This is a genomic window from Morganella sp. Je.2.23 (assembly GCF_051129855.1).
GTDB lineage: Bacteria > Pseudomonadota > Gammaproteobacteria > Enterobacterales > Enterobacteriaceae > Morganella > Morganella sibonii.
Genome location: NZ_JBCPSQ010000005.1, coordinates 189,255 through 201,401, shown reverse-complemented (window position 1 = coordinate 201,401; position 12,147 = coordinate 189,255). Strand labels below are relative to the sequence as shown.

General features: G+C 46.1%; 15 protein-coding genes. 7 read left to right on the top strand and 8 right to left on the bottom strand.

From position 1 onward, the window contains the following. Window positions 1-60: 60 nt before the first annotated feature. Window positions 61-972 (top strand): EamA family transporter, encoded by a 912-nt coding sequence (locus tag AAZR23_RS16215; protein ID WP_218426718.1) that lies wholly within the window; start codon window positions 61-63, stop codon window positions 970-972. A 49-nt stretch (window positions 973-1,021) separates the two neighbouring features. On the opposite strand, the gene AAZR23_RS16210 is transcribed toward AAZR23_RS16215, so the two are convergent. Both AAZR23_RS16210 and AAZR23_RS16205 read right to left on the bottom strand, forming a co-directional pair. Next, window positions 1,022-1,831: a hypothetical protein gene (locus tag AAZR23_RS16210; protein WP_434693747.1), complete on the bottom strand. Its 810-nt coding sequence runs from the start codon at window positions 1,829-1,831 to the stop codon at window positions 1,022-1,024. Window positions 1,832-1,899: 68 nt separating this feature from the next. Beyond that, window positions 1,900-2,553: a protein-tyrosine phosphatase family protein gene (locus tag AAZR23_RS16205; protein ID WP_434693744.1), complete on the bottom strand. Its 654-nt coding sequence runs from the start codon at window positions 2,551-2,553 to the stop codon at window positions 1,900-1,902. A 377-nt stretch (window positions 2,554-2,930) separates the two neighbouring features. Here AAZR23_RS16205 and AAZR23_RS16200 point away from each other — a divergent pair, with 377 nt between their 5' ends. Further along, window positions 2,931-3,065, top strand: a complete 135-nt coding sequence (locus AAZR23_RS16200; RefSeq protein ID WP_434693741.1) for a hypothetical protein — start codon at window positions 2,931-2,933, stop codon at window positions 3,063-3,065. 45 nt (window positions 3,066-3,110) lie between these two features. On the opposite strand, the gene AAZR23_RS16195 is transcribed toward AAZR23_RS16200, so the two are convergent. Then, window positions 3,111-3,473, bottom strand: a complete 363-nt coding sequence (locus AAZR23_RS16195; protein ID WP_434693738.1) for a type III secretion system chaperone — start codon at window positions 3,471-3,473, stop codon at window positions 3,111-3,113. Between the two features lie 236 nt (window positions 3,474-3,709). Between AAZR23_RS16195 and AAZR23_RS16190 the strand changes: the two genes are divergently transcribed. The 3 genes from AAZR23_RS16190 to AAZR23_RS16180 all read left to right on the top strand — a co-directional run bounded on the left by AAZR23_RS16190 (window position 3,710) and on the right by AAZR23_RS16180 (window position 7,573). Then, complete coding sequence (locus AAZR23_RS16190) at window positions 3,710-4,906, top strand: hypothetical protein (RefSeq protein ID WP_434693735.1); 1,197 nt, start codon at window positions 3,710-3,712, stop codon at window positions 4,904-4,906. 289 nt (window positions 4,907-5,195) lie between these two features. Continuing rightward, on the top strand, window positions 5,196-7,298 hold the full coding sequence (gene cstA, locus AAZR23_RS16185; RefSeq protein WP_107680441.1) for a pyruvate/proton symporter CstA: 2,103 nt from the start codon (window positions 5,196-5,198) through the stop codon (window positions 7,296-7,298). A gap of 77 nt (window positions 7,299-7,375) precedes the next feature. Further along, on the top strand, window positions 7,376-7,573 hold the full coding sequence (locus AAZR23_RS16180; protein ID WP_004235011.1) for a YbdD/YjiX family protein: 198 nt from the start codon (window positions 7,376-7,378) through the stop codon (window positions 7,571-7,573). Window positions 7,574-7,632: 59 nt separating this feature from the next. Here the strand turns inward: AAZR23_RS16180 and AAZR23_RS16175 are convergent, their stop codons facing one another. Then, entirely contained in the window at window positions 7,633-7,947 is a 315-nt protein-coding gene (locus AAZR23_RS16175; RefSeq protein ID WP_166708588.1) for a hypothetical protein, read from the bottom strand. Between the two features lie 373 nt (window positions 7,948-8,320). Between AAZR23_RS16175 and AAZR23_RS16170 the strand changes: the two genes are divergently transcribed. Together AAZR23_RS16170 and AAZR23_RS16165 are read left to right on the top strand one after the other, a co-directional pair. Beyond that, entirely contained in the window at window positions 8,321-8,800 is a 480-nt protein-coding gene (locus AAZR23_RS16170) for an Hcp family type VI secretion system effector (RefSeq protein WP_107680440.1), read from the top strand. A gap of 9 nt (window positions 8,801-8,809) precedes the next feature. Further along, window positions 8,810-9,388, top strand: a complete 579-nt coding sequence (locus AAZR23_RS16165; protein ID WP_208323191.1) for a hypothetical protein — start codon at window positions 8,810-8,812, stop codon at window positions 9,386-9,388. A gap of 503 nt (window positions 9,389-9,891) precedes the next feature. On the opposite strand, the gene hycI is transcribed toward AAZR23_RS16165, so the two are convergent. From hycI to hyfH, 4 genes are read right to left on the bottom strand one after another with little or no spacing between them, the layout of a single operon-like run. Then, window positions 9,892-10,380 (bottom strand): hydrogenase maturation peptidase HycI, encoded by a 489-nt coding sequence (gene hycI, locus AAZR23_RS16160; protein ID WP_434693729.1) that lies wholly within the window; start codon window positions 10,378-10,380, stop codon window positions 9,892-9,894. Continuing rightward, on the bottom strand, window positions 10,377-10,811 hold the full coding sequence (locus AAZR23_RS16155) for a formate hydrogenlyase maturation HycH family protein (protein ID WP_166708590.1): 435 nt from the start codon (window positions 10,809-10,811) through the stop codon (window positions 10,377-10,379). The genes hycI and AAZR23_RS16155 overlap by 4 nt, the downstream gene beginning before the upstream one ends. After that, the gene (locus AAZR23_RS16150; RefSeq protein WP_046893082.1) at window positions 10,804-11,586 is read right to left on the bottom strand and encodes an NADH-quinone oxidoreductase subunit B family protein; all 783 of its coding nucleotides are present in this window, start codon (window positions 11,584-11,586) and stop codon (window positions 10,804-10,806) included. The genes AAZR23_RS16155 and AAZR23_RS16150 overlap by 8 nt, the downstream gene beginning before the upstream one ends. Next, complete coding sequence (hyfH, locus tag AAZR23_RS16145; RefSeq protein ID WP_046893083.1) at window positions 11,583-12,134, bottom strand: hydrogenase 4 subunit H; 552 nt, start codon at window positions 12,132-12,134, stop codon at window positions 11,583-11,585. The genes AAZR23_RS16150 and hyfH overlap by 4 nt, the downstream gene beginning before the upstream one ends. Window positions 12,135-12,147 lie beyond the last annotated feature (13 nt).

Sequence of the window (12,147 nt, the reverse complement as noted above, 5' to 3'; positions counted from 1 at the left end):
CGGATACTGCGCGTGGCTCCGCGTATTATCAAAATAATAAAAGAGAGATAAAAACCTGATATGAAAATTAATGATATTTTAATCGCCCTGCTGGTCGCCGTGATCTGGGGGGTGAACTTCGTGGTGATCAAAGTGGGCGTCACCGGTATTCCGCCGCTGTTTCTCGGGGCGCTGCGTTTTCTGTTTGTGGCACTGCCCGCAGTCTTCTTTATTCCGCGTCCGAAAATCGCCCTGAATCGTCTGGTTATCTACGGCCTGACTATCTGTTTCGGCCAGTTTGCCTTTCTGTTCAGTGCAGTCAAAGCCGGGATGCCGGCCGGAATCGCCTCTGTGGTATTGCAGTCTCAGGTCTTTTTTACCATTGTTCTCGGCGGTCTGATCCTGAAAGAGTCACTGAAAATCAGTCAGGTGATCGGCATTATTGTCGCCGTTGTCGGGTTAACCGTGCTGGCGAAAGGCGGGGACAGCGGCAGTCTGACCGATATTCCGCTGATGGCGCTGATGATGACGCTGGCCGGGGGCTTCTCCTGGGCCTGCGGTAATATCTGCAACCGTATCATTATGAAAGAGACACCGGACTGCAACGGTATGTCACTGGTCGCCTGGAGTGCACTGGTGCCGATTGTTCCGTTTATCCTGATGTCGCTGTGGATGGAAGGTGCGGACGCGATTGTCAGCAGTATTTCCCATATCAGCCTGCTGACCGTGGGGGCAATTATGTATCTCGCCTATCTCTCCACGTTTGTCGGTTATACCTTATGGAGCCGTCTGCTGGGCCGTTACGAAACCTGGCGTGTCACGCCGTTTGCCCTGCTGGTGCCGTTTGCCGGGATTGCCAGCAGCGCGCTGCTGCTGGGTGAAACCATCACCATGATGCAGTTTGCCGGTCTCGGTTTTATTATGGCGGGTCTGATTCTGACGGTATTCGGCAAACGTCTGGTGTCACTGCTGACACGCAGACAATCAGCCTGAAGAGAATAACAGTCAGCCCGGATGTTTACGGGCTGACTGACCGGCAAAATTACAGCGTGTACAGTCTTTCTCTCATTATACGCTGTTGTAATTGTACATCCGGTAATGAGTGCTTCCGGTCATTATCCGGTATACTGACCGTATTTCCGGGCTTATACGGCACAGCATAGTTATTTTCATGCAATGATTCATATCCCGGCTCCTCTGATTTCACATTGCTGCCTGCATCCAGGCTATCACGTGGCACAGCATAAGTATCGTCGCAGACCAGCACCATGTTCCCTGAGTCAATTACATTGTCTGTATCCCGGTAAACATCCAAATCTTCATAAATATGATTTGCAGGGTCATCGGCTTCTGCTGTTCCGGTTTCACCGCTGACCACACGGTAAGCTCCCGTGTCTTCATAAAGATTATTTTCAAGGTCATCGGTTTCTGCTGTTCCGGTTTCACCGCTGACCACACGGTAAACTCCCGGGTCTTCATAAAGATTATTTTCAAGGTCATCGGCTTCTGCTGTTCCGGTTTCACCGCTGACCACACGGTAAACATCCAAATCTTCATAAATATGATTTGCAGGGTCATCGGCTTCTGCTGTTCCGGTTTCACCGCTGATCACACGGTAAGCTTTCGGGTCTTCATAAATATTCTCTCTGGCCGAAAACCTCTCCAGCGTTATCACTCTGCCCGGCTTATCACTGCCCTGCTGTTCGCTGAGATGCAAACCAAATGATGACAACATGCCGGAAACGGCAGATTTAACTGTATTCCACGCATTCAATAAAACAGACTTAATCCCGGATGTACTGATATATGACGATAAGCGGTTACTGTCTGCTGAATCATAAATATTATTCATCAGAGTCTGACTATCCGGATATCCCTGTGTTCCCTGTATTCCCTGTGTTGGTCCCATAATAATTCGCTTTATTGTGTTTTAGTGTCGGATTTTATATCGTTATACAGTTGTACCAATGTATTAAACTGCTCGTTTGTCTGTACCATTTTTGAACAACCACTTTCACGCAACTGCAATACAATTTCCTCCGGCATGTTTTTATTACCCGGCTTCAGTATTTCAATCGCTCCGGCGACAACACCGGTACGGCCAATCCCCGCACTGCAATGAATAAACGGCTGCGGTTTGTAGCCGGAGTTCAGTCTGGTCTGCTGCTCAATTTTTCCATTGATACACTCAACCAGTTTTTTCAGTGCCGAAGGAGCAATGGTCGTACAATCTTCCCAGTTTGTAACATGCATAACCGATATCGGTGTTGTTTTGCCGTTTGCAGTTATTTCTATCCGGTAATTGTTCAGTTCAAGATTATCAACCTTTGTACTGCGGGCACTAACGTTCTCATCAACTTTGTATTTCACCGAAATATCACCATAGCAGTCATTCCGGCAGAAATACGCCGGAAGATGCCGGTTAGTGATATCAGCACGGGAAGAAAGCACAACCAACACCCCCGGTTTTTGATCCGCAAGCATACAAAGATGATCACGAAGTCCTTCCGGCTTAGGGTACTGACTGCGCATCGCCAGGTTCACCCCGTCAACTTTCATTTGATTTGCAGGCAACCCCTTGTTTTCCGGTGTAAACAACTGAGTTGCTCTGCAAGTATCGATATTCCTGTAGCGCTGATGATTTACGTCGGTAAGAAAATTATTCTGCTCCACTTTAGCTGCTGTTTTTATCTCCAATTGCTTAAATACATCACCTGATCGTACTGCTTTTATATACTCTGTGGGCGGAGTGAATTCAGGCCGGCCTCTTCGCTGTGCCGGTGACTGATGTGCCGCCTCCCCCGGTAATGGCATTCGCGGGCGCGCCTGCAATAACGGAGGAACCGGTGCAGGGTAAGGTGGCGGCTCCAATAACGGAGGAACCGGTGCAGGATAAGGTGGCGGCTTCAATAACGGCGGAATCGGTGCAGGATAGGGCGGCGGCTTCATAAATGCAGGACGAAACGGCACTGCCGGAAGTCGGCTTAATGGTTCCTGTAACACTATTATCCGCCCCTGATGCTGTGCTGACCTTGGCGGGAGGGGCGGTGGCAGAACATCATTATTCGGAGTGCGGCAGGATGTAACATCAGAATGGATCCCATACATAATTATTCCTCTGGTAGTATCAGTTAATCAAGGTCCAACAAGTAATCTGCTGACTTCAGAATATAGTCAAATAACTCAATAATATGACTGTCTTCTGCTCCCTGAAGTGACAAACGGCTCCAGACCACCCATTCATTTTTTTCATTCAGGGAAATCACCGGTTGCCCGGAAAGCTGCGTTAATGAATTGAGATTCAGAAACTTTTGCAGCAATTCATTATTTTGCGTAATGTGTGGTAACTCCCCGATATTTGCTGACAAATACCAGTCTGTCTCATTAATTACAGTCAAAGATAATGAATATCGCCCGTCAATTGTTAACATAAATGAGTGTTGATCTGCGGCGGGCTGAGAGGAATCCAGTCCGATATGGCGCAACAGCATCATGGCCGCGCGGTGAAAAGAGGATAAATCCTGCATCTCTGTTTCCCTGATTAGTGAAATGATGATCTCATCATGACAAATAATCCGGATATTACTTTCATATCTGATTCATAGAAAAATGTAATCACAGAAAAGAATACAATCACCAAAAAAATCAATCCCATCTTCATTTTATTAAAGAATAAAAAATAACATTAAAATAAAATAATAAATCTCATATATAACTTGGAATTAAAAACATGAAAATAATTCAAACCACACAAAAACCAACAGCAGAAAAACCCTGCTCAAACAGTATGCCGACATTGACATTTATGGATACGCTACAGAAAAGAATATCTCAGGCAAAAAATACACACATGGAATTCAACGGGAGATATATTAATATAACCACAGATATAATCAGACTAAGTAAGGATATATTAGCATGTCAGATTAATGCAGAATCAGGCAGCCTGGAAAAATCCGGTTTTTCTGCAAAATCAAAAAATAAAGGCAAAGATATTATCAGAATATTAGATCAACGATTAAAAGAATGGTATGAATCTGAGAAAATAACGGCACTACCCTCTATTATTTGCCGGGAGTCAGATAAAGAAGCAGAAAAAATTAACATGAAACTACCAGATAAAGTAAAAAAAGAAATAATTGACCTGATAAACGAAAAATACATAAATATTAGCACATTAGAAAAAAGCGCCTCTGTCATTTCCATGATGAACCCTTTAAAATCAGATAACGATTTGATTAGAAAAATAAACATGTTAGGAATAAAGAAAGCGTTGATCAATGACATCAAAAAAGAAGAACCCGAGAAATTTAAATTTCTGGTAGAACATTTTAACAAAGAAAAAATAAAAGATGAAAACTCAATGACACCGGAGGAACTCTTTATTTATCATGATATCCCTATAGTAAGAGAAATAACCGGAAAAATGATATCAGATGTCTACTACAGTATAATTGAAAACATTTACAGCATACTATTCAATGAGTCAGAAACAAGGAAAGCCCCAGATTTTCAGGCGATAAAGAGAGAAATAAAAAATGAAATAGAAAATGAAAATGAAAGACAAAAACCACATCAAAAACAGAAAGAGAAATTAAATAAAGAAAGGGTCACGGATACAGATACGGATACGAATCCGGATAATTATAAACGTGATATTTACGAAGACCTTATCCGCCGTAATTTTTATTCTGAAATAAAAGCAGAACCTTATTCTTTGAAAGAAGAGAGAGAGAAACTCTTTGAGACACTGGATAAAAGCCTGCGTAATGAAAGCCTTTCAGATCAGCGTGCCACGTTTAATCCCGGTATAAAATCGACATCCTCATCTTCGGAAGAAGAACTCAAAAATTTATTCGATATATTGGAAAATAATCATAATACAAGTGATTTATCTGATCAGCGTGCTGTATTAAAGAATAAATAAACTGTAAAAATGGCCGCTTCAGGCTGAAACAAATCCGGTTTGCAGGGGATATTCAATCAATATCCCCTTTTAATATCAGGATTTATTCCGCGCGCTTATCATCTCACTGCAACCACAATCACGCTACATTCCGCTAACAGTGATTAACCTAACAATAATGAAATAAATCCATCTTATCCGCAGGTTACTGCTGGGAACTAAGTCAAATAAGTGTTATTCCTCTCCTGTACAATTGGATAATAACAAACTGAAACTACTTCCTCTTTACTCATTCGGACAGGTGAAATTTATGAAAGCGTTCAAACAACTTGCCGGCGTACTGCTCGCAATTGTCGGTGCCTTTGCCCTCGGGTATATCGCACTGAACAGAGGCGAACAGATCAATGCGCTCTGGATAGTCGTTGCCGCCGTCTGTATTTATCTGGTGGCTTACCGCTATTACGGGCTCTACATCGCTGAAAAAGTGCTGAAAGTCGATGCAACCCGTATGACCCCCGCCTTTAAAAATAATGACGGGCTTGATTATGTGCCGACAGACAAAAAAGTCCTGTTCGGCCACCACTTTGCGGCTATCGCCGGTGCAGGTCCGCTCGTCGGCCCGGTGCTTGCAGCGCAGATGGGTTATCTGCCGGGCATGCTCTGGCTGCTCGCCGGTGTGGTATTAGCCGGTGCGGTGCAGGACTTTATGGTGCTCTTCGTTTCCACCCGCCGCAACGGCCGCTCCCTCGGTGAGCTGGTCAAAGAGGAGATGGGAAATGTCGCCGGGGTTATCGCGCTGATCGCCTGTTTTATGATTATGGTTATCATCCTCGCCGTCCTCGCGATGATCGTGGTGAAAGCCCTGACCCACAGCCCGTGGGGAACATATACCGTCGCCTTTACCATCCCGCTCGCGTTCTTTATGGGGATTTACACCCGCTACATCCGTCCGGGACGTGTCGGGGAAGTTTCTGTTATCGGTCTGATTTTCCTGGTGTTTGCCATTATCTCCGGCGGCTGGGTGGCCGAAAGCCCGACCTGGGCACCGTATTTTGATTATGATGGCGTACAGCTGACCTGGATGCTGGTCGGTTACGGCTTTGTCGCGGCGGTTCTTCCGGTCTGGTTACTGCTGGCTCCGCGTGATTATCTGTCTACCTTCCTGAAAATCGGGACAATCGTCGGTCTGGCGATCGGCATTCTGATTATGCGCCCGATGCTGGAAATGCCTGCACTGACAAAATTTGTCGACGGCACCGGCCCGGTCTGGGCAGGGGATCTGTTCCCGTTCCTGTTTATCACGATTGCCTGTGGTGCGGTTTCCGGCTTCCACGCCCTGATTGCCTCCGGCACCACGCCGAAAATGCTGGCTAACGAAAACCAGGCCTGCTTTATCGGTTACGGCGGCATGCTGATGGAATCCTTTGTCGCGATTATGGCACTGGTTGCTGCCTGTGTAATCGACCCGGGTGTGTACTTCGCCATGAACAGCCCGATGGCTATGCTGGCACCGGCCGGTACCACCGATGTGGTTGCTTCTGCCGCCAGTGTGGTCAGCAGCTGGGGCTTCCAGATAACCCCGGAAACCTTAACCAATATCGCCAATGAAGTGGGCGAACAGAGCATTATCTCCCGCGCAGGGGGCGCGCCGACACTCGCCGTCGGTATGGCCTATATTCTGCACGGAGCGCTCGGCGGCCTGATGGATGTCTCCTTCTGGTATCACTTTGCCATCCTGTTTGAGGCGCTGTTTATCCTGACTGCCGTGGATGCCGGTACACGCTCCGCCCGCTTTATGTTGCAGGATTTACTGGGTGTGATTTCCCCGGCACTGAAACGGACCGATTCCCTGCCCGCCAACCTGATCGCCACCGCACTGTGTGTGCTGGCGTGGGGTTACTTCCTGCATCAGGGCGTGGTCGATCCGCTCGGTGGTATTAACACCCTGTGGCCGCTGTTCGGTATCGCCAACCAGATGCTGGCCGGTATGGCGCTGATGCTGTGTGCTGTGGTGCTGTTCAAGATGAAGCGCCAGGCATACGCCTGGGTGGCACTGGTACCGATGGCGTGGCTGTTAATCTGTACCATGACCGCAGGCTGGGAAAAAGTGTTCAGCGAAGATGCCCGTGTCGGCTTCCTGGCGGTAGCCAATAAGTTCCAGGCGATGATTGACAGCGGTAATATCCCGTCGCAGTACACGGCGTCGCAGCTGTCACAACTTGTGTTTAATAACCGTCTCGATGCCGGTCTGACACTGTTCTTTATGGTTGTCGTGGTCGTACTGGCTGTCTTCTCACTGAAGACCGCGCTGAAAGCACTGAAATCAGACAAACCGACTGATAACGAAACACCGTACGAACCGATGCCGGAAAACTATCTTGATTTAGTGGCAAACAGCAAATCTGCCCACTAAAATCTGATATACTGGTGAAATAAGGAGCGGCAGACAGCTGCCGCTCCTCCGTACGCAACAGGTTCAGGGTCATAATTATGTTTGATACTCTCGCAAAAGCAGGACGTTATCTCGGGCAGACCGCCAAAATGATGATTGGCGTGCCGGATTACGATAACTATGTACAGCACATGAAAAACACCCATCCTGATCAGACACCGATGACCTATGAAGAGTTTTTCCGCGATCGTCAGGATGCCCGTTACGGCAGTAAAGGCGGCCCGAAATGCTGCTGAGCGGCACAACGGACTCCATGTAAAAATACCGCAATAATTTGCGGTATTTTTTTTATGTATCAGCGGCAGTTATTTTCCTGTAAACGCATCAGTTGCCCCAGACGGGCAGAGACTTTTTCGCGGGCATCCCCTTTGGCAATCCCGTTTCCGATACCAAAATCCCCCAGGAACCCTAATACCGTTTTACCGTCAAATTCACCGGTTTTCTCAATTTCCTGCTCAATACTGCGGGTGATAGCAATTTCCTTTTTGATATCATGGCAATCCATTAACGAGGATTCCTCAACGGATATCGCCGCCGCCTGCGGGTATTGTTTGGTGGCACAGGCGGACAGCAGTAAGGCAAACGGGATAATCACAGCGATTTTTTTCATGGTATTTTTACTCTCAGAAAGAAAGCTCAGACCATAAGAAAAAATGCACCGCCCGGATATCAAATACCGACCTTAAATCCGTGTGTTTATAAAAAAACCGCCGGATTTCTGAACTGTAATCCATAATGGTTAGTATATGCTCTGCCATTTCTGATACCCAAGTTACCCCGGAAATCCCGGTACTGCTTTGCCGTCAGATTGCCCGTTTTCTTCAATTTTCTGCTGAATACTGCGTAGGGGAATGGTGATTTTCAATCTATGACTTTTCATTCGCATTTTTAGGTATATACTTTTTTATATTGCAAATTAACGTAATTCATGCAATTAATGGCCTGACAACATGGAATTATTAAATGTAAATGGATTATATTACATGGCTGACATTATCTATCTAACACTAAAAGGTAGTAAACAAGGGCTTATATCTGCTGGTTGTTCCTCTTACGATTCAATTGGTAACAAATATCAAGAAAATCATATTGATGAAATACTTGTGTATTCAACCACCTATGATTTAGCACGAAAACAAAATGTTTCACATGCACCATTTCTTATGACTAAGGCTGATGATAAAGCATCGCCATTATTACTTTCCTCTATTGCTAATAATGAATTACTAGATTGTATTTTTAATTATTACCGTATAGATAAAAGTGGGGTTATGACGCCGTATAAGACAATAAGACTAACTAAAGCATCTATTATTCGCATTACTAATGAGTCGCCTAATTCATTAACAGACAATAACTTACAGTCAATCGAAAAAATATCACTCCTTTATGAGAGCATTACTTGCTCACATAATATTGCTAATACCTCTGGTTATTCAATCAGGGATGAAGCTATTCGGTAGAGGTATGTAATGAAAATTAATGATGTATATTTCAATAGATTCAACATCCCAATCATTACTTCTCCTGATGTTCATTCAGAATCATTAATTAGTGATCCTGTGAAAATATTTGTAGTTTCTAATTATAATTGGGGTATCGGGCATACAGGTTTAGTTGTAGGTGAGGGGCAGGATGCTATTTTATATGACCCCGCAGGAGGATACTCTGGCTGCCCGTCAAAAAAATGCTATGACAATATAAATGAACCCCGAACACTACGCAGTTCCGGGGAGTTTTTTGATTATCCGGAGTTTGACTGGGATGATTACTTATCATTTCAGTTATGGGATGGCCCTGATGTACAAATTATTGAGTTTACAGTACCAAGAGAACAAGCTGAAAAAATAAAATCGCTTATTTTTTCTCATGGTATGGCTGATTGGCTTACTTGTTCGAGAACAGTTTTGAGAATTTTAAAATCCAGTGGCGGAGTTTTTAGTTCACTTGAGGAAAGTATTATTTTCAGAGAGGATCCCTGGAACTTTCGGGAAAAATTAATTGATCTGCATTATCCTAAAAGTGGGGGGGTAATTTCAGGTGCATACTAAATACAAGGTATTAATATTATACTTTTCACTTTCATTAAGCACTGCATTTTTTTATTTTGAAACAGTCCATCAATATTTTTTCAGACTTTACCCTCATTCTGTAAATGTTAATTTGGTTATAGGCGCTCAAACCACTTTATCTTTGTATTTTTTAATTTATTTATTTATTTTGAGCATTCTTTTTATATATAAAACAGATGTTAAAATCACTACAAAATTTAGATTTATCATCTATTTTTTATTTCCATATTTAATTTGTATTTTTGTCTGGATTTTAAATTCACATAATAGAAATAGTGAGTTTCTGGTAAGTGACTGGCTTATTAATTCATATATTATACACTTTGTTTTTGTGATAACACTGTTGTCTTATTTTGTTGATTATATCCTTAGGGTTTTAGTTTTCAGAAGTAAAGATGAATTAATGAAGATATTATGAACCCTTATCCATAAAAAACCGCCGGATTGCTGCGGCGGTTTCAGTGATAGTCAGAGGAACAGGCTCACTCTTCGTCTTCACCTTCAAATAAGGTAAATCCGCCAAAACCGTCCCAGCCCGGCAGTGCATCATAAACCTGCTGCACCGCGCAGGTGACTTTCTCATTAACCGGCATATAAAAACCGACAAGATCCGGCTGAATGCCCAGGAAAATGACGTCCGGGATATCTTCTTTCAGTTGATCAATAAGAAAGTTGAGCGGCAGGTTATGCGTGCTCATGATAAACATCTCTGCGATATCATCCGGATCAATTATACGGATGTCACCGGGGTTCAGGCCGATATCCGCCGCATCAACAATCAGCAGACGTTCCGGTTTCAGCGCCCGCACCTGATGCGCCACATTTTCCGGCGCACTGCCGCCGTTAACGGCAATCCAGCCGTCAACCGGGTTTTGTTCCATCAGGTCAAACAGCATCGGTCCCGCAGCATCATCGCCCATAATGGTGTTACCGACAGCCAGCATCACATTTTTTGCAGTTATTTCACTCATGGGCGGCGCTTCACTATCAGGTAAATAGCCGGTTCACGCTCAATCTCCCCGAGCAGGCGGATCAGCGTGGCACTCCATTCGCGGAAGTCCGGATTGTTATCCTTCGTCAGCGGATCCAGTGCCAGCGCCAGCATATTGGTATGCGTGGAATCGATATTGATTTCACCGAAGGTAATCAGTCCCTGCAACTTGCGGCGCGCCTCCCCTTCGGGAAGCGCATTCACCCAGGACTGATAACCGCTGAGCGGGCAGATCAATTCCGTATTCAGACAATCGATCATGCCAACGTGGTGGCCGATTGCCAGTGAGTAATACATCACCTGCTGAGCCTCTTCCGGCACATCATCGTCACTGTCGACAAACTTTTGTCTCAGCGACCAGAAGATCACTTTTCCGTCAGTATCTGCATGATCGGGTGTCTGTTCAGGCATGAATGCCTCCTTGTTGTAATACGGTCACCAGGCGGTTCACGATTTCGCGCAAACGCGGATCCTGCTCTTCATCCATCCAGGTCTGCATCGTGCCTTTCACCTGTTCCGGTGTGGCGTTTTCCAGCAGCGTCAGGAAGCGGTCACTGATTTCGCGTCCCTGATAATAACCGGCCTGACGGCGCGCTTCGCGTTCAATCATCACACGGGTTGCCAGCGGGACGGACGGCAGCAGCAGTTCCACACGCTCATCATCCGCCTCAACATGATCCTGACCTTTCAGTTTCTGATTCAGCAGACCCAGCGCCACGGCAAAACCGTAGATGGTTGCTGCCGGTGTCGGCGGGCAGCCCGGGATCCAGACATCGATCGGCACGATATGCTCACTGCCGCCCCAGACACAATACAGGTCATGGAAGATACCGCCGCCGCAACCGCAGGCACCGTAAGAGATACAGATTTTCGGATCAGGGGCGGATTCATACGCCCGCAGTGCCGGCATCCGCATAGCGCGGGTCACCGCGCCGGTAAACAGCAGAATATCCGCGTGACGCGGTGATGCCACCACTTTGATCCCGAAACGCTCCGCATCAAATACCGGGGTAATAGCGGAGAAGATCTCAATCTCACAGCCGTTACAACCGCCGCAGTCCACACGGTAAACATAGGCTGAACGTTTGATATCTTTCAGCAGCGTGCTTTTCAGTTTCGCCACCTGCTCATCCATCTTCAGCGGTTCGCTGACATGATGGTTCACCGGGATTTCAGGCAAACTCATGATTTTTCTCCCTCAATATGCAGACGGAAGTTCTGACGGTCATTGTTCAGCAGGTTATTTTTCTGCTTACAGGACGGACAGGTTTCATACATCGGCCGCAATGCTTCAATTCCGCTCTCTTCAATACCTGACGCCACCATCAGCGCCATCGCATATTCCACGGATTTTTTCGGTGCGAACGCTTCCCCGCACTGACGGCAGTGCTGTAAGCGGAATGTCCCTTTCATATAGAGATCCGCTTTGTTCATTACCGCCGTTTCAAACTCTTCGGTCAGATGGATAGCCCGGGTCGGACACACTTCCTCGCAGCGCGCGCAATAAATGCAGCGGCCGAGGAATAACTGCCAGCGGCGCTCACCGCTTTCCAGGTCAGTCTCCATCGTCAGGGCGTTTGCCGGACAGGCAGAAATACAGGCACCGCAGGCGATGCACTGCTCCGGCACATATTCCGGCTTACCGCGGAACCCGTGTGCCACTTCCAGTGGTTTGAACGGATATTTGACCGTTGCTGTCCCCGCATTGCGGAGGGTCTTAAACAGTTTAAACATGGTATTCCCTCCG